The following is a 20,469-nucleotide window of genomic DNA, read 5'->3' as shown; positions in this document are numbered from 1 at the left end:
CTATTTGAGCGGGACAATTTGGGACTGGCGTGATCGCCATGTCTGCTCCGTGCTGCCGGAGGCTGTAGTTTGACAGGTGACTCCCCAGATCAGGTGACCCGGACATGGAGCGCCGCGCGCGGGCCCGCCGCCCATGTGCCGCGCAGGCAGCTTCAGTCGCTGCAGGCGGTGAGAGCGGTGGCAGCCCTGCTGGTGGTGATGTTCCATATGAATGTGCACACCTTGCCCGATACGCTGTCGGCTCCCTCGCTGTGGCGCGGCTTCGACATGGGTTATGCCGGGGTCGAGGTCTTCTTCGTCCTGTCGGGCTTCATCATGTTTTATGTCCATTCGGGAGATTTCGGGCGGCCGGATCGGTTCTGGTCCTATCTGAGCAAGCGTTTCACCCGGATCTATCCGTTCTTCTGGCTCGTGCTCGTGCTGATCGTCTTGTTGCGTCTGGGTTCCGGGGGCGAGGTGCCGGGCGCGCTGACACTTGCGGTCTCGGCCATGCTGCTGCCGTTCAAGGAACTGCATGTGCTAGGAGTGCAATGGACCCTGTCTTTCGAGATGCTCTTCTACCTGATTTTCGGTCTGCTGATCCTGAACCTGCGGATCGGGCTTCTGCTCGGCGGTCTGTGGTTCGCCATCTGTGCCATTCTGGCGCTCATCGGCAGCAGCACAACGGCGATCCTGTTCCTGTTCTCGGCCTATAACCTCCTGTTCCTCCTCGGCCTGCTCGCGGCGATGCTCTGGCCGCGCGTGACCTCCGGCGCCCCGGTATTGTTCGGGCTCGGTATCATGATATTCCTCGTCACGGGGCTCGGCGAGGCCTTGGGCGGTGTGGAATATTACAAACCGCTGCGCACCCTGCTCTACGGCGTGGGGGGCGCGTTCATCATCGCCGCGCTGGCGGCGCTCGAGAATGCCGCGCGGCTGCGTGTCCCGCAATTTCTGGTATTCCTGGGCAATGCGTCCTACGCCATCTACCTGATCCATATCGCCGCCATGTCGATCACCGCCTTCGTGTTGAAGAAGCTCGGTCTGGGCGACCTGCCGACGCCGGTACTGGCAATCCTGCTCTTTGTCGGCGCGATGCTGGCCGGCGGGCTGCTGCATGTCTTTGCCGAGAAGCCGATCATCTCCGCCTTGCGCCGTGGTCGCATTCGAAGGGCCGCGGCCACATGAGAGCCTGCCGCGCCAAAGTTCATCGCAGCGCGCGCCGTTGGTTCGTGTTCGGTAGGGTGTCGCGGGATGCGTGATCTTTTCGATGAAAAACAAGGGGTGGCAGAGGCGGCGCTGATCGATGCGCATGTGCATATCTATCCCTGTTTCGATCCGGCGAGGTTGTTCGCGGCGGCACAGGGCCATTTCGACCGCGCGGCAGAGGGTTTCGGGCTCGATAAGACAGTGCCGGGCGTGCTGCTCCTGACCGAGACTGCGAAGGATGACGTGTTCTCCCGCCTCGCCGAGGGAGATTTCACGATACCGGGCTGGCATATGTCCCGGAGCGAGGCGGATCCCCCTGTGCTCTGGCTGCGCGGCGGGGCGGGGCGGGATCTGGCGCTGGTCGCGGGGCGTCAGATCATCACGGCCGAACGGCTCGAGGTGCTCGCCCTGGTCACCCGACGCCGGTTCGCGGATGGCAGACCGCTCACGGAGGTTCTCGACGAACTCCATGCAGCGGATATACCGACAATATTGCCCTGGGCACTCGGCAAATGGACGGGCGGGCGTGGGGCGCTGGTTCAATCGCTGCTGCGGGAGACGCCGTACCCTGCGTTTTCGCTTGGCGATAACGGCGGCAGGCCGCGTGGCTGGCCTTCCGGCAGGTTGCTCGGGCGCGCCCGGCAGCTCGGCATCCCGGTGCTGCCCGGCAGCGATCCGTTGCCGCTGCGCGGCGCGGAGATCCAGGCGGGCGGATATGGATTCCTGCTCGAGGCGCGGCTGGATCATGCCCGGTTTGGCGAGGCATTGCGCCAGCAGTTGCGCCACCTGCGCCAGCAGCTCGCGGTCTTCGGCCACCGGGTCTCGCCGCTCGTCGCCCTGAAGGATCAGGTCAGGTTGCGGATCGCGCGATGAACGGGGCCGGGGGATGAAGCGCGCGTCGCTCGATGACCTGACGGCACGCGCCTATGACGTTTTGGTTATAGGTGGGGGAATCTATGGCGCCATGGCGGCGCGCGAGGCGGTGCTGCGCGGCTACCGCACCGCCCTTGTCGAACGGGACGATTTCGGCAGCGGCACCTCGCATAATTCGCTGAAGATCATCCATGGCGGTATTCGCTACGTACAGCATCTGGATTTCGCCCGTCTGCGCGCCTCGGCCCGCGAGCAGGCCTTCTGGCACAGCGCAGCGCCGGACCTGATACGACCTCTCGAATTCCTGATCCCGCTGACCGGCTGGGGGGCCAAGGGGCCCGGTGCCTTTGCCGCCGCCGCCCTGTTGCACGGCGCCGCCGCGCGCGGCGCTGGCGCGCGCGCTTTCGCCGGGGCCGGGGTATTCACGCCCAAGACGGCGCGGCGGCGGATGAACGGGCTCGCACCGGCTGGGATCACCGGCGCCGGTCACTGGCGCGACGGGCAGATCGACGATGCCAACCGCCTGCTGCTCGCGACGCTCGAAGCAGCGGCATCGGGGGGCGGCGCGCTTGCCAATTACATGAATGTGGAGACGCTGCTGCGGGATGGGCAGAACATCACCGGGGCGCGGGCCCACGATGAAATCGGCGGTGCCACGGGCGAGGTCACGGCGCGGATCGTGCTCTGCTGCACCGGCGCCGGGACTGGCGATCTGGTCGCGACCGGGTTGCCGGAACAGGGGGCGCAGATTTTCCCGACCTTTGCCCGCGCGACCAATCTGGTGCTGAATTGCCGCTTTTCCGATGCCGGGCTCGGCCTCGTCAGCCGCAGCCGGTCGGATGCTGTGATAGACCGGGGCGGGCGGATGTATTTTCTCACTCCCTGGCGCGGGCTGACGATCGCCGGAACCCATGAATCGCCCGCACGCCCGGGTGAGAATCCGCGCGACCGCGCGCAAATGGCCCGGGATGCGGCAGCCTTCCTGGCCGAGCTCAACCACGCCTGTCCCGCGCTCGACCTGCGCCAAGAGGATATCCTGCATATTCATTCCGGGCTGATCCCGGCGGATATCGACGACGCGCGTGCGAACGTGGCGCGCAGCACCCGCGACAGCCTCGTCGATCATGCGGTGCATCACGGGGTGGGCGGGTTGATCAGTGTCATCGGGGTGAAATACACCACCGCGCGCCTGGTCTGCGCCCGGGCGCTGGACCGTGCCGAGACGCAGCTCGGCCCGAAGCGGCGAGCGGGCGACGCCAGTCTCGACACAGCGCTGCCCCAGGTCGCCGATTCCGATTGCCGGATCGACGATGCCGCGAGCCTCGCGCTGCGTCTGCGCACCGCCGTGGACGTGGAAATGGCGCGCAGCCTTTCGGATCTGGTTCTGCGGCGCAGCCTGCTGGCCGAGACCGGTGCTTTCGCCGGGGCCGGGGGGCTGCCTCGGCTGAGATCGCTGGCACGCCAGATGGGCGAATATTGCGGCTGGGACGCGACTCGGCTGGCGCGGGAAGTCGCAGCCTGCGCGGAAGAACTTGGCCTAACCGCCGAGTAGCGAAACGCTCTTTCTGAGCGCGCGATATTGCAGCGCCCCCGCCGCCAGCCAGGTGACGAGTGCCAGCAGCCCGGCCTCGCTCAGCAGACGCAGGTCCGAGAGGTCCGGCGTAGTGTGCAGCCGCCATAGCATCAGAACCGCCGCCAGCAGCGCCAGCGCCGCAGAGGGCAGCAGGGCCAGCAGCGCCGCGCGGATCGAAAAATGGTCAGTGCGCCGGGCGAAGGCGAGATAGCGCGGCATGTAGAGGATCGCGAAAATCGTGATGGACAGCGCCACGGCCTCGATCCCGAAGGGCAGGGCCAGCGCCATCGCCGTGAGCCTCAACAAGGTACGTTCGAAGGCCATGCGCAGCCGCAGACCGGTCTGTCCCGTTGCGAGGAACATTACACCCGCGCTCGATGTCGCGCATTCCAGCGCGATACCGGGAGCCGCGAGCGCGAAGATTCCGCCGGCGGCGCGCCATGGCTCTGAGAGCAGGAATGCGAAAATATCCGGTGCGGCGGCGGCCAGTATCGCCATGGGCGGAAAGATCATCAGGGACAATGCGCGCAGCGCCACCAGATAGATATCCGCAATGGCCCCGGGCGTCGCCTTGAGCTGGGTCATCCGGACATAGACGACCTGCGAAAAAGGACCGGCGAGGGCCATCTGGGGAATGTTGAGAATCCGCTGGCTCATCGCGTAGAGGCCGAGCGGCAGGGCGCCGAGCACCGGCCCGATCAGCATCGCCGGAACCTGCCGCTGGGCGGTAAACAGGAAGGCGACGCCGATGGTATCGCGACCGAAGCGGACATGTTCCGTAATGCCGACCAGCCCGCGCGGCCAGCCTGGACGAAAGGCGCTGACACGCGCCGACAGCAGCCAGCGCAGCCCGGGCATGGTGAGCTGCTGCGCCACCAGCGCCCAGACGCCGAACCCCTGCAGCGCCATCACCAGCGCGACGACCAGGGCTACCATCGCGGCGATGACCTGGATCACGGCAATGCCGGCAAAGGCGCCGTCACGCTCCATCCGGGCGACCGGAACGGCGGCGAGTGACAGGAACAGCGGCACCAGCGACAGCGCGATGATCAACTCGCGGGTCTGTTCGATACCGAAAACCCATGCTGCGAGGGGCGCGATGAGCATCAGCCCCAGCATCAGGGCGAATCCGACGAGGACCAGCATCCAGAACACCGTGTTCCACTCGGCGGCATCGATTTCCGACTGACGGATCAGCGAGCGTCCGATACCGGCATCGCTCAACAGCTGGGCAAAGATCACCACCGTCATCGCCAGCGCCATGGCACCGAAATCCTCGATGCTGAGATAGCGGGCGATCACCGGCAGGATGAGGATCTGTGACAGCGTCGTTGCGAGGCGTGAACCCGACAAGGCGGCAGTGTTCAGAATGAAACGTCGGGCCATCTCAACTCGCTATGCGTCCAGGTCAGCGACAGGATCGCCCGGATTTCACCCGGCGTGGCGGAAAATTGCCAGTTTGTTGCTTAAGTGCCTGTCTTCGTAATGCGCTGATCGTGCCCACGCGGGGACTGCCCTGTCAATGGAGCAGCGCCAGATGGATGAATTATTCCGACCTCGCGAATCGGTCTGGCCGGATGGCAACTTGTGGCGCGGCGCGACAGGACTGCTTAAGGCCGAGCGCCATAGGCGCGCATGCAACCTATAACATAAATTTTCTACCGACAGGTGCGATGGTGACCCTCGGGGTACCATATCTGCCGACAAATACGGTAAGTGATCCCAATATATACGCGCGCGCCGAGAAGTAGCGGTGCGCGGGGTTGTGCTGCCCAGACGCAATCCAAGTGAAAATGTCGTTGGCGTTCCCAGATCCGGCTGTTAATCTCATGCAAGTATCAGTTTCTATGATTGACGATTTGAGCGTTTTTCCGCCGGACTGCTGACGATCTTCGTCGGCGTGACAATCAGGTGAGTCATTTCATTGAACGATATACGCAATAGACAGGCGACCGGGCATTTCCGCAATAGGATCATGCAGCAGGGGTTTTATACTTCTTATTAGCAAGGTATCGCCCCTCGATCAGATTATTGAGAATTCTCGTTTGCCTGTCTGACCGGATGTAGCTTTCCTTCGATTTCGTGAAAAGGTCACGATTACATCTCTCTAAACCGTTAACAAGCTGATTTATAGTACTCTTATCAAGTATCAACATGTCAAGTTTATGAGTAGGAGATATTACGATGCGAATTTCAGAGGCGGATCTTCCCGATATTGCGTCCTCCACGGAGATTTACGTCCGCCGCTTTGAAGGATGCACCGGTGCCTGGCTGCTTTCGGTGCAAACGGAAGCCATTCTTTCCGGGCTCTCGGGTATTGTTCCGGGATATGCGCTGGATATCGGAGGCGGTCATATGCAGGTTACGCCGCCGCTTTTGCATCAGGGCTGGCGTGTGACTACGCTGATCAGTGCCCCATCGGCCGGGACGCTGCTCCGCGCCCGTCTGGGTCTTGATGCGGACATTGTCACGGGAGATCTCGATGCCACAGGTTTTGATGAGCGCAGCTTCGATGCCGTGGTGGCAATGCGGATGATGGCCCATGTGCGGGATTGGCGGGCTTTCCTCGTCGCCGCCTGTGCCCGCTCGCGCGACGTCGTGATCATCGATTTCCCCCGATCCCGGCGGGTGCCGCTGATTTCGGAATTGCTGTTCAGGCTCAAGAAGACATTCGAAGGCGATACCCGCGCCTATGCCACCATGACACTGGCCGAGGTGAGCGGGGTGCTGGAGGCACAGGGTTTCGAGATCCGCGAGCGGACCGGCCAGTTTGTCCTGCCGATGGTATTGCATCGCTTCCTGAAACGTCCGAGGCTTTCGCGGTATCTGGAACGACGGCTGCGATTCCTCGCGCCGTCGCTGGGCAGTCCGATGATCCTTTGCGCGCGCCGGAAGGTGCCATAGATGCGGATCCTGGTGCTCGCCCCGCAACCGTTCTTCGTGACCCGCGGCACGCCGATTGCCGTTCGCGCCTTGCTGCAGGTGCTCGCCTCGCTCGGCCATCGCTGCGATGCGCTGGTCCTGGCGGGCGGCACCGATCCCCAGGTGGAAGGCGTGCGCCTGCGGCGGGTGCCGGTGCCGGGCCGGGCGCTGATGCCGCCCGGCTTCTCGCCGCGCAAGCTGGCGGCCGACGCGCTGATGCTGCCGATGGCGGCCCAGCAGATGTGGCGGGAGAAATACGATCTCGTCATCGCCGTGGAGGAAGCGGCCTTCATCGCGCAGGCGCTGAAGCCGTTTTTCGGGGTGCCCTATCTTTGTGACATCGACAGTTCGATCACCGAGCAGCTCGACGACAAGTTCGGCCTGCCGGGCTGGCTGCGCCGCCTGTTCAGCGGGCTTGAGGCGCGGGTGGCACGCGGTAGTATCGGCGCCATCACCTGCTGCCGGGCGCTGCAGGAATTGGTCGAGCGGCAGGCCCCGGGCCTGCCTGTCCAGACCCTTGAGGATGTCACCCTGCTGTCAGGCGATCTGCCGGAAACCGGCCCCATGGATTGCGACTTTGCAGATCCGGTGGTCATGTATGTCGGCAATCTCGAAGGATATCAGGGCGTTGGATTACTGATCGAGGGTTTCGCGCTGGCCCATAAGGCCGGGGCGGTCGCGCGGCTGGTGATCATCGGCGGCAGCCCGGCCCATGTGGAGCAGCATCAGGAGCTCGCCCGAACACTGGGTGTGGCGCAGCAGGTCTCGCTGCTCGGACCGCGTCCGGTGGAACAGATCGGCGACTATCTCGGTCAGGCGACGATCGTATGTTCACCCCGCACAAAGGGGCGCAACACGCCGATGAAGGTCTATTCCTATCTCGACAGTGGCAAGCCGCTGCTGGCCACGCGCCTGCCGACCCATACGCAGGTGCTGAGCGACGAGATTGCCATGCTGGTGACGCCGGAGCCCGAAGATGTCGCGCGCGGGCTGACGCGGTTGCTGGAAGATCCGGTCCTGCGCGCGGGGCTTGCCGCCCGGGCGCGCGACCGGGTCGCGGCGGAATTCAGTCCCGAGGCCTATGCCCGCAAACTGACAAGATTCCTGGCCGACAGGATCGAGCCGCGGCTGGCACTCGGCCGGGGGAGCTGAAGCAAGCAGAAGAGGGTGACACATCGTGGGACGGATCAGGAAATTGGGTTGGCGACTTGCCGAAAGACTGGCCGAAAGGCTCAAGGAACGGGACACGACACGACTCGGCCTGATGTTTCTCAATCAAAGTCGACCGAGACATGAAACCCATGATTATATCTGTCCGATCTGTCGCTATCACGGGCCCTTCGAACCGGTAGTCGGTGCCGAGGCGATCCGCCTGTCGGCGCAATGCCCGCGCTGTCATTCCCGCGAGCGGCATCGGTTCCTGCAGCTTTGGCTGGAGCAGGATGCGAGCGGCAGGGAGCTCGGCAGTTTCCTGCATTTCGCGCCCGAACCGATCATGAGCAGGGCGCTGGCCGGGCGTTGCGAAAGCTATCAATCCGCCGATATCGAGCCCGGCCGCGCCGATCTGGTGCTGAATATCGAGGATATCGATCTGCCCGATGACAGCCTCGACACGGTGATGGCCAATCATGTGCTCGAACATGTGGATGACAGAAAGGCCCTGGCCGAGCTCTTTCGCGTGCTCAGACCGGGTGGACGCGCGATCCTCACCATACCGGTCATCCAGTCCTGGGAGCAGAGCTACGAGCCCGAGGGCATCACCTCTGCCGCGGCGCGACATCTGCATTTTGGCCAGCAGGATCACGTGCGCTATTTCGGCCGGGATATCGAGGACCGGATCAGGGCGGCCGGTTTCGAGCTCGAGGTCGTCACGGCGAGCGGTGCGGATCATGCCATGCATGGGCTGATCCCCGGGGATGCGATCTATATCGCGACCCGACCTCTGGAAGCAGCGCTTGGCAGGAGGGCGCGGACCGCGCCGCCGCTCACGAAAGCGCGCGACGGGTCGGGGGAGCATGATCGGGCCAGCGGTCCGTGACGGCAGCACCGGCAGGACCCCGGTCAATCGTCAGTCACGCGCCATAACCGAGCCTCTCCATCTGCGCCCAGAAATCCCGCGGTAATGCGGCAAGATCGTCGGTATCAAGACCACGCTGCCAGCGTCCGACCGAGGCGGCGGAGATTGGCTTGCGCACATTTGCATGATGGGCGAGCGCCTCGACATCGCCCATCGGCCCGGTCTGTGACTCGAGCATCTTCGCATCGAACTGCAGCCCCGCCCATTCGAAAATCTCTGCGAATTCGCGTTCGGGATGAGCGACAAGATCCTCGTAGCGCTGACGCCTGACCCTGCCGATACGGGCCGCGAAACGGTCGCAGGCTTGGTTTGCCTCCGTCCAGCGCCGGGCCGATGTCGCGAGATCGGGATAGAGTTGCGCCTCGAGATAGGAGAGCGCCGCGTCACGCCCGTCACGGACGAGCCAGAGATAGCAGGCGTCCGGGTAATGCCAGCCGATCGCCGGGAGGTGATAGACATTCCAGGGTGATTTCTCGCCCCATCGCTGCGCGTTCGATCCGGCGTGGCGCGCCAGATGCAGATAAAAGAGGTTTATCAGCGACCTTATATTGCGCCGCGACCTTGGCAGTTCCACCGCTTCGGCGGCAAAGTCGTTGAGACTGTCGATGCCGAAAGTGGCGAAATGCGGGTGCCGCTCGAAATGACCGCAGAACAGCCAGACCCGATGTTGCCAGGGCAGACCGGTGCCGCGATGCCAGGTTTCGAGTATGTCGCCCAGCACGTAGGTCTCGGGCGGGACATAGACCTGTCCGGAAGCCAGCAGCACCCGCCGCACGAGCGTGTTGCCGCTGCGCCCCGAGCCGATCACGAAGATGGGCCGCCCGGCGACATTGTCGGCCTTGCGGATTCGCGGCAGATTGAGCGTCACGTCGTATCCCCAACGGGTCAACCGCCGCGTCAGACCGTAGCGCCGTTCCCGGATCACGGCATTCTTCATGGGAGGAGAGTGAATCATGACGCCATCCTATCCGGTCGCCCCATCGGCCCGCCGCCGGTGATGACCGAGCAGCTTGCGTGCCACGCGGATGGGCGGCACGCTGGCCTGCGAACGATCGCGTGCGGGCTGCTGGCTGTGCAGACGGGCCAGCCGGGCGGCAAGGGTCTCGCGACCATAGGCTGAAATGGCTCCCTGTCGCGCATCCTCGGCAAAATTCCGGGACGCCGCCGGGTTTGCACGCAGATTGTCTAGCGCATCGGCAGTCTCCTGTGGCGTGCAATACCGCGCCATGGAGCCGAAGGTAGCCCGCAGGCGCGGATCGAGCAGGCAGAGTCGACCGCAAAGCAGCGCTTCCGCGATGGTGCGCCCGAAGCTTTCGACCCATTTGGGGTGGTAGTGATAGACGAAGACATCGAGCGAATTGAGGAAATCCGGCACCGCCTCGCTCCCGAAGGGGAGAATTTCCCAATCCCCGAGCCGGGCGCCCTTGGCGCGCAGCGCCTCGACCGGGCAGCCGAGCACCCTGACTTTCAGATCCGGCCGCGCGGGCAGGCCGGCGTTGATATCCGGGCCGTTGGCGGGCCATTTGAGCGGATCCGCTCTCCCGTGTCGCCCGATGACAAGCGGCCCCTGGAAAAGCGGACGTCGGTCGGGCCAGTCGGCGGGATTGAATATGTTCGGCCAATCCTCGGCCGCGAGGGAGATCAGCGGCGCGAAACTCGCCAATTGCCGCCGAACCACGCCTGAGATCGGCGCGAAACAGGCGCGCAGGCCCAACGCGCGGCGTATATTGCCGAGTGTCTTCAGCGGGTCATATTCGAGCGACCCGTCTGCGCGAAAGGGTGCGTGATGCGTCACGATCACCGCACGCTGCGCTGTCAGATCGGCCCGTTCCTCAATGCCGCGGTAAAACACCAGCGGATGATGCAGGAAGGCGACAGGCGCGCGGGCTGTCGCGCCGTCGCGCAATGTCGTGACCCCGTCCAGATCGCGCAATGCCAGGGCTTTCGGATTGGCCGGGTCGCGGTCGTCATGAAGATAGGACGAGCGCACAAAGAGCAGCCCGATGCGCAGCCCCAGCGCGGCGAAGGCGGTCACATCGGCGACCAATGCCTCGGTGCTGCCCCCGGCAAAACGGCTATCGGCGACGACGAGAACGTCGAAATCGTTTCGCGAGACGTTCATGAAGCGGACGCCCCGCGGCGCGCGCGTCGCATCAGCTCTTGGGCAAGTCGGCCGGCCGTATCGACGGCAACGGGCGGGGGCGCCCAGAAACAGCCGATCGCGCGCAGATAATCCCGCTCCCGCCCGGCATCGATAAGCCGCCGCCAGGCCCATTTCTTCTGCTGTTCGGCCAGATGCGCGCGCAGCGCCTGCCGCGCCTCTGCCGGAAGGTCGGGCAGGGCGAGCAGGTCGCGATCCGCAGCGATCAGCGCGGCATGGGCCGAGGTCGGATGCGCGCCGGAGAGCGAATGTGGCCGCACCACCGCGCAATAGCCTGCCGGATCGGTGAGCAGGAACCGCGCGCCCCGCGCCAGCGCACTGGCATAGAGCACGTAATCCTCCCCAAGCCGAATATCCGCATAGGTAAGGGCATGATCGCTCAGAAACCGGCGTCTCATCAAAGGCTTCAGAAACCCGAGCTCGCGGCGCCCGCCGTGTCTTGCCGAGAGGTTGGCATTGACGAAAGCGGCGGTGTCGAGCCATTGCAGGCCGATCTCGTGATCCGAAAACATGCGCTGTCGCGGCCCGTCGGGCGCCGCTTCGGCAACCTTGTAAAGATCATCGGCCACGAAATCGGCATCCTGACCAAGCGCGAGGTCGAGCAGACGCGCCAGCCGGTCGGGCGCCATGAAATCGTCGGCGTCCAGTATCGCGACCCAGGGTGCGCGCGCTGCAGCGATTGCCCGGTTGCGCGCCGCCGCGGGACCAAGATTGCGCGATTGCTCCAGCACGACGATACGATCATCCGCCGCGGCCATCTCCCTGGCCAATGCCAATGTGCCGTCGCTCGACGCATCATCGACCAGGATGATCTCGACCGGCAGCATCTGCGCCGCCGCACTGGCCAGCGCGCGCCGCAGGGTCTGCTCGGCGTTCCAGGCGGCGATGACGATGCTTACCGCGGGTTCACTCATTGGCGGGCGCATAGCTGTCGCTGCATTGCCGGGCCTTTTGGCCCATGGGCACATAGGAAACACATTCGTAGGTGGCAGCGGTTCGCGTATCGTCGGAGGCCACGCCGGACCAGTCTCGCTGCGCCTCGCCACCGCCCCAGATGCTCATGTGAATGCGGCCCGGGGTGACTGGCAGAGTGGTCTGCGCCTCGGTGACCCGGAATATTTCCTTGTTGTCGACATACCACACGATCCTGTCGGGCAACCATTCGAATGCATAGAGATGCGGCGCGTCCGCGGCATCGAAGGGCAGATCGACCCAGCGCCCCGGCAGCCGTGCCCCGTCGGCGAAACGCGTGACCCAGACCTTGGTGGTATCGCGACCGAGGAATTCGAAGTCGATCTCGTCGTGAGGATCGTCGAAATGCGGGCCGGTATAGGTGAAGAAGGAAGAAATCACGCCATTGCCACGCGCAGCGGTCATTACGACCTCGTAGCGGCCATAATGGCTGCGCATCTTGTACTGCACCTCGGCGCCCCAGAAATCCTTCTCCGCCGCTTCGGGGGCGGGGGCGACCGATAGCCTCAGCGCCCCTTCATCGGTCCTGTCGATCTGCTGACGTTTCCAGGCGGTGCGAAACGCCGGGTTCTTCATCGTGAAATTCCCGAGGAACCAGACTTTTTCGTCGAGCCGTTCGAGCTCGGAATAGAAGGGTTCATCCGCCCGGGCGGGCAGGGCAGCCAAGACCATGTATGCTGAAAAGGCTAGTGCCTTGTAAACCATCGTGTAAAAACTTTCTGGTAGGTTTGAAAAGATCGAATATGTATAATGATGCCAGTCTGCAGCCATGCCGCTCGTTAATCAAGCGTATCGAGCGGCCGGTGTCATGACATGACGGTGACAGGAGCCTGTTGAGTGACCAAAGTGTCAGTGATCATCGCTGCCTGGAACGCAGACCGCAGCCTGGAACGCAGCGTGATGAGCTGCCTTGCGCAGCGGGACATCCCCGTCGAAGTGCTGATCGTCGACGATGCATCCACCGATGGCACGGCGGCGCTGGCGCGGGATCTGGCCGGTCGACATCCGCAGGTCAGATCGATCGCCCTCGCGCGTAACAGCGGCCCCGCGGCGGCACGTAATGCCGGCTTCGATGCGGCGCGGGGCGATTGGCTCGCCGTGCTTGATGCCGATGACGCCATGGCGCCGGACCGGCTCGCGCGGCTCGTTGCCTATGCGGAGGAGACGCGCGCCGATGCGGTCTATGACAACCTCGCCATCAGTGATGCCGCCGATCCCGATGCCACGATCCGGCCCTACCTGCTTGGTCCTGGTTTCGACCGGTCCGCCTGCTGGGATCTGCGCTTCTTCCTGTCGAACAATCTCGCACGCCCCGGCAAACCCTCACTCGGCTATCTCAAGCCGTTGTTCCGGCGCAGTTTTGTGTCCGAGCATGACCTGCGCTACGATCCTGCGCTGCGCAATGGCGAGGATTTTCATCTGATGCTGGATGCGCTGAACGCAGGGGCGAGATTATGTTACCTGCCCGATGCAGGCTATATCTACACGACCGGGGCGGGATCAATCTCCAACCGGCTGAACCTCGACCATGCCCAACACCTGATCGCGGCGGCGGACAGGTTCATCGCCCGGAACAATGGCAAATTACCCGGGACCGAACTGGCGCTGATGCGCAAACGGCGGCGGCGGTTGGCGGATCTTGCCTCGGCTGAAGCCGCCATGCGGGCGCTGCGCGACCGCAGATCCGGCTCCGCGCTCTCTGCATTATTGTCCCGTCCCGGCGCGGTGCCACGATTCGGCCGCCAATTGCTCCATGCTTTCTCCAAAAGGTTGAGCAGTCGCTGATAAAGACAACCTACTTGCATCTTTCAGGCTGAAAACCTTCACATAATTCGCCTATCGAGAGAAATATGTTCTCGATTAAGAATAATTGGCGAAAAGTTGCAAGAAATGTGTTCTCATTCCTGCCGTTGATGATAGCATCGGCATGTAACGATCTCCTATATTTTTATCCCGGATGTTCCGGAGCGCATTTATTCACAGCTTGTGCCTGAGTGAATTTTTCACTCACGTTAATGTTATTTTATTAGGAGTATATCGATGACGGATATTCCGAAATTTCCTATGGATAGCCTGTCAGGCCCTTACGATCACGAGATTATCGAGCCTTCCTCTGCCAATACGATCCCGCTGCGCCATATCATGAAGCGTCTGTGCGACATCGTGATTGGCGTGCTTCTGGTGATCATGTTCCTGCCGCTTATGCTGCTGATCGCTGGGCTGAGCTATGGTCTGAACGGTGGCAATGTTCTGTTCGCGCATCGTCGTGTCGGCAAGGATGGCAATGAATTCAACTGTCTGAAGTTTCGTACGATGGTGGATGATGCCGAGGAACGGCTTGCGGATATTCTGGCCAATGATCCGAAGGCCGCGAAGGAATGGGAGGTCAAGCAAAAGCTGCGCCGCGATCCGCGGATCCTTCCGGGAGTGGGGCATTTCCTGCGCCAGTCAAGCCTCGATGAACTGCCGCAGATCATCAATGTGCTTTTGGGTGACATGAGCCTTGTCGGTCCGCGTCCTGTCGTACAGTCCGAAATGGCGCATTACGGTCATTTTGCCAAACTGTATTATTCGGTGCGGCCTGGCCTGACCGGGCCCTGGCAGATCGGCGGCCGGTCGGAATGTGATTTCGCGACACGGGTGAAACTGGATGTGAATTACATCAACAACTGGACGTTTTTCGGCGATATCAAGATCCTCGCAAGCACCGCTTTCATGGTACTGCGGCTCAGATCTTCCAGCGCCTATTGAACGATTGTGTCGGCCAGAACGGCCGACCGCGATTACCTGAGCTGCGCGACATAGGTCTCCGGACGATGGCGGGTGCGTTGCATTTGCGATCTGACGACAGCAACCGCAACCGTCAGCAGGGCTCCCGCGAGCCAGAAACCGAGCAACCACAGAAGCGGCGCGCCGCCATACACCAGGAAACCGGCGAGACAGATAACGAAACATGGGCCATAGCCCGACAGAAGAGACACTAGCATAGGGAAACCGGATCCGCTCCTTTTGAAAGATCCCCGCAGGAAGGGAATCGTCTGCGCACAACTCATCTGTCGCGCTACCGGGATTAAAGCAGGGTTATGAGACTTATGCACGTTTTCTGCGCCAGGTTGCATGATCGCTCGAAATTACTGTGTCCTGGATGAAACTATCAGGCGTTTGCCCGTAGGGCTGCGCCGGACGGAGGATATCACCGTGACGCCAATCCGGTATCGTGCCGATATAGACGGATTGCGGGCCGTCGCGGTTCTGCCGGTCGTGATGTTCCACCTCGGTTTCGCCTGGATGCCCGGCGGCTTCGTCGGGGTCGATGTCTTCTTCGTCATCTCTGGCTATCTGATCACCTCCATCATCGCGCGCGAGCTTGATGAGGATCGCTTCTCGCTGTTGAGATTCTATGAACGTCGAATCAGGCGGATCTTCCCGGCGCTTTTCTTCGTCATCGGCACCGTGCTCGTCGTCGCCACCATGCTGTTCGTGCCGGATGATCTCAACGATCTCGGCAAGAGCGTCGCGGCGGCGACGGTCTTTCTGTCCAACCTGTTCTTCTATGCCCAGACAGGATATTTCGACGCATCGGCCTATACCAAACTGCTCCTGCACAGCTGGTCCCTAGCGATCGAGGAGCAATTCTACCTCGGCCTGCCATTGCTGATGATGCTCTTGGCGGCGGGGCGCGCAAGCCGTTGGTTGAACATGGGTTTCTGGGTCGCGCTGCTGACCCTGCTCTCCTTCCTGCTCAGCGCCCTGACCACCAACCGCTATCCTTCGGAAGCCTATTACCTGTTGCCCTGGCGGGCATGGGAGCTGGGTATCGGCGCGATGCTGGCGCTTGACATGGCGCCGCGTCTGCGCAGAGCGCTTGCGCGCCATCTGGCCGGAATCGTCGGCTTTTGCCTGATCCTTGCGGCGGCGCTGATGATCGACAAGACCACCCGTTTCCCCGGCGTCGCGGCGCTGGCGCCGGTGATGGGGGCCGCGCTGATCATCCAGGCCGGGCGGGATGGTTCCAATATGATCGGCACCCTGCTCTCCGCGAGACTTCCGGTCTGGATCGGCAAGCTCTCCTATTCGCTCTATCTCTGGCATTGGCCGCTGATCGTCTTCTTCGTCTATTGGACTTTCGAACTGCCCGGCCCGGGCGCGGCGATCCTGTTGTTCCTGGCCAGCATCGTCATGGCCTGGGTCAGCTGGCGTTTCGTCGAACAGCCGTTCCGCCACCCGGGCCGGACCGCCAGAAGATCGCGTCTCTTCGCAGGGGCGGGGCTGGTGGCAGGTTGCACCGCGGTTTTCGGCGTCGCGCTCGCGGTGCTCGACGGGATCCCCGGGCGCCTGACGCCGGAAGCGCTCGCGATCGCGCGTTTCGACATCGACCGTGACAGCCAGTATCGGGAATGTTTCCGCCAGAAGATGCAGGAGAAAACCTGGCTTGACCCCTGCATCTTCGGCGCGGATCCGGAGGGAGGCATGCCCGTCCGAGTGGCGCTCTGGTCGGACAGCCACGGTCCGTCCTACCTCCCGGGACTGGAGATCGCCGCGCGCAAATGGCAACAGCGCATCGCCTTTTACGGTCATGACGGCTGCCCCGGCATCGACGGGCTCGAGGTTTTCTGGATCGGCAGCGATCACAGCTGCGCAGGCTTTCTGGGCGACACCTTCGCGGCGCTGAGGGACCATCCGCAGATCGAGCTGGTGATCTATGCCCTGCGCGCGCCGCTTTACGCGCAGGGTTGGGTCGATTACGGATTTGTCGAGCGAGACCGCAAGGCGCTCCTGATCGGGGATATCAGCGGCCCGCTCGGCGCGAATGTCGATCGGACCGAGTTTTTCCTGACCGGACTGGAAACCACCATCGAAGCTCTGCTGGGGGCGGGGAAATCCGTGGCGCTGATCTATCCGCTCCCCGAGGCCGGCACGCAGGTGCCGGGCAGTCTCGTCCGCTATCATGTCCGGGGTCAGGCGGCGGAAGACCTGACCCTGCCGCGGGAGGTGTTCGAGCGACGCAGCGGCCCGCTCATCGCCGGGTTTGACAGGATCAGCAAGCGCCATGGCCTCTACGCAGTGCGGCCCCATGACCTCTTCTGCGATGAATCCCTGTGCCGTTTGACTCTGGAGGGCATGCCGATCTTTTCGGACGGCAACCATCTCTCGCCGCCGGTCTCGGAGAAACTGGCGCCTCTCTTCGATCCGCTCTTCGCCACCCTGTCCACCACGCCTGAGGTCGCCAGAACCTTGAGCGATTGATATGCTGGCGCCGATGACGCCGCGCTGTTTCCCAACGAAAGGTTCGCACAACCGCCCATGAACGAGAATGTCAAAATCCCGGGCCGCGCCACGCCGCCCGATGCGCAGGAATCCGTTGCCAAGGATCAGGTCGTCGCCGCGCTATCAGGTTCCGGTTCGGCCCTGGAGAAGTACCGCACTTTCTTTGTCGGCCGAAAGGGCTGGGCGGCCCTGCTGCGCTATGAGGCGGCGATGCTCCTGGCGCAGGGCGCGCGCGGTGCCCTAGGCTTCGCATTGCGCAAGACGCTCTATCCGGGGCTTTTCGCGCGGGTCGGCCGGGGCGTCAATTTTGGCCGCGATGTGTCGTTGCGCTGCCCGGCGCGGATCCGGCTCGGCGATCATGTGACGATCGACGATGGCTGTGCGCTGGATGCCCGCGGTGCGCGCGATGACGCGGATTTCGTCATCGGCGCGCGCACTTTGATCGCGCGTAATACGATTCTGCTGGTAAAACAAGGCTATCTGCGCATCGGAGCCGACGGGTCGATCGGCAGCCAATGCTGTCTCAGTGCCGTCTCGGGCATCGAGATCGGCAATCACGCGATCATCGCGGGGCAATGCTATATCGGCGGCGGGCGTTATCGCACGGCGCTCGGGGCGGGGCCTATGGTCAGGCAGGGGTTGCAGACCAAGGGGCCGGTGATCATCGGCAATGATGTCTGGCTCGGCAGCGGGGTGCGGGTGCTCGACGGGGTCCGCATCGGCGACGGCGCAATCGTGGCGGCGGGTGCGGTGGTGATCTCCGATGTCGCAGAAAACACCATTGTCGGGGGTTGCCCGGCCAAGGTGATCAGTCAGCGCAGCTGAGACTCCGTCGCCCGCGGTACCAGCTATGGCCCCAGAGGGCCAAGATCATCGCGAGGCCGAGATAGCTGAACCAGTCGCGCGGACCGCTGGTATGGACATGCACCGCCGCAACCTCGATCACATCGGGGGCGACAAAATGACCGCGCAGGGAAATCTTTCCGGCATCCGTTGGAATATCTCCCGAGATCGTCAGTCTTTCGCCCGACCACGGAAGGATTTCCCGCCTCTGCCCGTGATCTGGCAGCACATTCGTTCGATCGAATGCGATCTCCCGGCCGATCCGCGCCTCCTTCTGGCGCAGCACCTGCGTATCATGGACATTGGCCCGTTCTGCCGCCGACATGAAAGCGAGCGGCGCGGCGCCCCAGAGGATCAGGCAGAACAGGGCAGCACTGCTCTTGCCGGTGCCCGGTCGTGACATGCGCCAGGCTGAAGCGTCATTCCGCAGGAAGACGAGCATTGCATAGCCGAAACCGAAAGCCGTCAGCAGGTAGCTGGTGAGATGCTCCGGCCAGTAGAAGCCGAAGTTCACCACGCGCCAGTCGAACGGCGCGAACAGCACGATCCCGTTGCCCCATTTGATCTGGCTCGCGTCGAGCAGCAGGTGCACCAGCGAGCCGAAGGCCAGGACGACGAAGACCCTTCCGGGCCTGCGCGACACGAGCGCCAGCCCCGCCGCTAGGATCAGACAGAACATCAGACTGCTCTGTACCACCGCATAGAGCCGCAGGTCGATTGCCGGAATGGTCGGGGCGAAGAGTTTCGCCAGCCGGTGCCCGATCCACGGCAGATCCGGCAGCACGCAGGCGAACCAGACCCATTTGATATCCGCACGGCCGAGGAGACCCCGACTCGCCAATGACTGGATACCGATATGAGCAAGCGTGTTTGGCATCGTCGGATGATCTTCCCCACGCGAAACAGGCAGCGTCAGGACGCCGCGCGGCGCTGCCATTGGTCCGTCGGCTCCAGCGCGGCGAGGATCTCGTCATGACTTTGCCGGAACTCGGCGTCGGGCCGGGACAGAATTTCCCGCCGTTTCTCGGTCAGCTCCGATGCCTCCAGCCTGCGCAGCAGGTCGATCAATTCGTCCGCGTCGGGCCTGCTGATGGTCCAGCCGATTCCCTGCATAACCCGCGCGCCCGTATCCGTGCCATCGACCGCGATGCTCGGGCAGCCGAAATAGCTGGCTTCATAGATCCGGTTGGGCAACAGCCAGGTCGAATTGGTGCCGAATTGCCACAGATCCTGCGACCAGACCACGTCACAGTCGCGGTAGATCGCCTCCAGCCCGCCGGGATATTCGTAAGGACCCTCGAAATGCATGTTGTCATGCCGGGCGACGACCTCGTCGAAATCGGGCAGGGCATGGGCATGGACGACACCATGCATGACGATACGGATACGCGGCCCCAAGGCAGCGGCCGCGGCGCTCAGCAATGCGAGGCTCTGCGCACAGCGCAAGGTGCCGACCCAGCCGCAGATCAAGGGTGCCTCCTCGCTGATCTCGGCACGTTGCTGCACCGATGCGGGCAGGGGGCGCGGCAGACCTGCGGGATCATCAACCCAGAGCTTGTTCTCGATCAGCGTCGTCTCGCCCTGCCAATTCTGCATCGGTTCGAAATAATTCTCGATGAAGGCCGGGGCGGAGACGATCAACGCGTCCGACCGGTCGAGCAAGCGGCGTTCGGCCCAGCGAAAGATACGGTTCTTCAGGCCATTGCCGACCATCATGTCATGGATATCGAGACATTCGTAGATCAGCCGCGGCCGTCCCGGCGCGAGCCAGCATGCCACCGCACCGATCGACAGCATGTCGAGACTGCGTGCCACGATCACGTCCGTATCTTTCAGCAGATGCCGATGCCGGGCGACCTTCACAATCGATTTGGCGATGACCCAGATACGGTCGAGCGGCCGTTCGTTCTGGACATTGTAGAGGTGCAGATTGGGCCAGAAGGGCTCGAAATCGGGATTCATATTGTCCCGCCGCATGGTGAAGCCCTGCACATCGAAGCCACAGGCAAGGTAGGATCTGATGCGCCGCATCTGCGCCGCTTCCGCCGCGTCGCACCCAAAGAAAGCGATCTTCCGGGGCGTTCGGATCATCCTGTCGACCTGAGCGGAAGGCCCCGCCGGAAACCGGATCGGCTGGTTCTGCGAATGAAAACCGGTGCGAGGACGAAACGTGACGCCGCGGCCTTCATGCTTTCGATGCCGATTACACGGATTGCCACAGAGCCTCCGAATCTATCATGGAAAAACAATTAATAAATCTACTCGGAGATACTAAGTCCGAAGCGCTTCGCTGCCAAGTCCAAGGATCGACCAACAAATTTTCTTTGCAATTCTTTCAGGGGCGGCGATACTGAAATGGATAGTTTTACGATTTTTAAAGGGTTCACCCATGGTACCCCTGATTGGTCAATTACATAGCCAAGCGCTTCACTCTGCCCTGCGTCCGGCGCCGATACTTTTCGCTGATGGTATCCTGACCGGCTGCGATTGGCGTGGGCCAGACGGCACAGGCGCCTCGGCAGACGGCAGGTTTGGAACCGGGATTGTCGGGTCGATCCGATGACGATCCAGCCGCCTGAAAACCTTTTGATC

17 protein-coding genes are annotated in these 20,469 nt (G+C 62.8%); 10 read left to right on the top strand and 7 right to left on the bottom strand.

The features are described from left to right. Positions 1-69 precede the first annotated feature (69 nt). From ACFSUD_RS10640 to ACFSUD_RS10630, 3 genes are all read left to right on the top strand, one after another. Positions 70-1,167 carry an acyltransferase family protein gene (locus ACFSUD_RS10640; RefSeq protein ID WP_386374196.1) on the top strand — a complete coding sequence of 366 codons (1,098 nt, stop codon included), beginning with the start codon at positions 70-72 and terminating at the stop codon, positions 1,165-1,167. A 66-nt stretch (positions 1,168-1,233) separates the two neighbouring features. After that, positions 1,234-2,061: a hypothetical protein gene (locus tag ACFSUD_RS10635; RefSeq protein WP_386374194.1), complete on the top strand. Its 828-nt coding sequence runs from the start codon at positions 1,234-1,236 to the stop codon at positions 2,059-2,061. A 13-nt stretch (positions 2,062-2,074) separates the two neighbouring features. After that, a complete protein-coding gene (locus ACFSUD_RS10630) occupies positions 2,075-3,613 on the top strand; it encodes an FAD-dependent oxidoreductase (RefSeq protein WP_386374192.1) in 1,539 nt (512 codons plus the stop codon). On the opposite strand, the gene ACFSUD_RS10625 is transcribed toward ACFSUD_RS10630, so the two are convergent. Further along, on the bottom strand, positions 3,599-5,020 hold the full coding sequence (locus ACFSUD_RS10625; protein WP_386374190.1) for a lipopolysaccharide biosynthesis protein: 1,422 nt from the start codon (positions 5,018-5,020) through the stop codon (positions 3,599-3,601). The two genes, ACFSUD_RS10630 and ACFSUD_RS10625, sit on opposite strands and share 15 nt — an antisense overlap. Positions 5,021-5,818: 798 nt before the next feature. On the opposite strand from ACFSUD_RS10625, the gene ACFSUD_RS10620 reads away from it, so the two are divergent. The 3 genes from ACFSUD_RS10620 to ACFSUD_RS10610 are packed head-to-tail and all read left to right on the top strand — an operon-like array spanning position 5,819 to position 8,594. Next, on the top strand, positions 5,819-6,538 hold the full coding sequence (locus ACFSUD_RS10620) for a class I SAM-dependent methyltransferase (protein ID WP_386374188.1): 720 nt from the start codon (positions 5,819-5,821) through the stop codon (positions 6,536-6,538). Further along, the gene (locus tag ACFSUD_RS10615) at positions 6,539-7,708 is read left to right on the top strand and encodes a glycosyltransferase family 4 protein (RefSeq protein WP_386374186.1); all 1,170 of its coding nucleotides are present in this window, start codon (positions 6,539-6,541) and stop codon (positions 7,706-7,708) included. 43 nt (positions 7,709-7,751) lie between these two features. Beyond that, positions 7,752-8,594: a methyltransferase domain-containing protein gene (locus ACFSUD_RS10610; RefSeq protein ID WP_386374184.1), complete on the top strand. Its 843-nt coding sequence runs from the start codon at positions 7,752-7,754 to the stop codon at positions 8,592-8,594. 34 nt (positions 8,595-8,628) lie between these two features. On the opposite strand, the gene ACFSUD_RS10605 is transcribed toward ACFSUD_RS10610, so the two are convergent. From ACFSUD_RS10605 to ACFSUD_RS10590, 4 genes are read right to left on the bottom strand one after another with little or no spacing between them, the layout of a single operon-like run. Continuing rightward, positions 8,629-9,588 (bottom strand): sulfotransferase family protein, encoded by a 960-nt coding sequence (locus ACFSUD_RS10605; RefSeq protein WP_386374182.1) that lies wholly within the window; start codon positions 9,586-9,588, stop codon positions 8,629-8,631. A gap of 9 nt (positions 9,589-9,597) precedes the next feature. Further along, complete coding sequence (locus ACFSUD_RS10600) at positions 9,598-10,755, bottom strand: glycosyltransferase family 1 protein (protein ID WP_386374180.1); 1,158 nt, start codon at positions 10,753-10,755, stop codon at positions 9,598-9,600. Continuing rightward, on the bottom strand, positions 10,752-11,708 hold the full coding sequence (locus tag ACFSUD_RS10595) for a glycosyltransferase family 2 protein (RefSeq protein ID WP_386374178.1): 957 nt from the start codon (positions 11,706-11,708) through the stop codon (positions 10,752-10,754). Before ACFSUD_RS10595 ends, ACFSUD_RS10600 begins: the two co-directional genes overlap by 4 nt. Then, the gene (locus tag ACFSUD_RS10590; RefSeq protein ID WP_386374417.1) at positions 11,701-12,438 is read right to left on the bottom strand and encodes a family 16 glycosylhydrolase; all 738 of its coding nucleotides are present in this window, start codon (positions 12,436-12,438) and stop codon (positions 11,701-11,703) included. The genes ACFSUD_RS10595 and ACFSUD_RS10590 overlap by 8 nt, the downstream gene beginning before the upstream one ends. A 165-nt stretch (positions 12,439-12,603) precedes the next feature. Between ACFSUD_RS10590 and ACFSUD_RS10585 the strand changes: the two genes are divergently transcribed. The 4 genes from ACFSUD_RS10585 (at position 12,604) to ACFSUD_RS10570 (ending at position 17,859) form a co-directional block, all read left to right on the top strand. Further along, positions 12,604-13,551 (top strand): glycosyltransferase family 2 protein, encoded by a 948-nt coding sequence (locus ACFSUD_RS10585; protein ID WP_386374176.1) that lies wholly within the window; start codon positions 12,604-12,606, stop codon positions 13,549-13,551. A 255-nt stretch (positions 13,552-13,806) separates the two neighbouring features. Next, a complete protein-coding gene (locus tag ACFSUD_RS10580) occupies positions 13,807-14,517 on the top strand; it encodes a sugar transferase (protein WP_386374174.1) in 711 nt (236 codons plus the stop codon). 447 nt (positions 14,518-14,964) lie between these two features. Beyond that, on the top strand, positions 14,965-17,013 hold the full coding sequence (locus ACFSUD_RS10575) for an acyltransferase family protein (protein WP_386374172.1): 2,049 nt from the start codon (positions 14,965-14,967) through the stop codon (positions 17,011-17,013). Positions 17,014-17,070: 57 nt separating this feature from the next. Further along, on the top strand, positions 17,071-17,859 hold the full coding sequence (locus ACFSUD_RS10570; protein ID WP_386374170.1) for an acyltransferase: 789 nt from the start codon (positions 17,071-17,073) through the stop codon (positions 17,857-17,859). Here the strand turns inward: ACFSUD_RS10570 and ACFSUD_RS10565 are convergent. Both ACFSUD_RS10565 and ACFSUD_RS10560 read right to left on the bottom strand, forming a co-directional pair. Further along, on the bottom strand, positions 17,843-18,754 hold the full coding sequence (locus ACFSUD_RS10565; RefSeq protein ID WP_386374168.1) for a hypothetical protein: 912 nt from the start codon (positions 18,752-18,754) through the stop codon (positions 17,843-17,845). The two genes, ACFSUD_RS10570 and ACFSUD_RS10565, sit on opposite strands and share 17 nt — an antisense overlap. A 35-nt stretch (positions 18,755-18,789) precedes the next feature. Beyond that, positions 18,790-19,908 carry a glycosyltransferase gene (locus ACFSUD_RS10560; protein ID WP_386374166.1) on the bottom strand — a complete coding sequence of 373 codons (1,119 nt, stop codon included), beginning with the start codon at positions 19,906-19,908 and terminating at the stop codon, positions 18,790-18,792. Positions 19,909-20,469: the final 561 nt, after the last annotated feature.

It is taken from the genome of Sulfitobacter aestuarii, assembly GCF_042685005.1.
Classification (GTDB): Bacteria; Pseudomonadota; Alphaproteobacteria; order Rhodobacterales; family Rhodobacteraceae; genus Sulfitobacter; species Sulfitobacter aestuarii.
The sequence above is the reverse complement of the archived record's forward strand: the minus strand, read 5'-3'. Positions and strand labels throughout refer to the sequence as shown.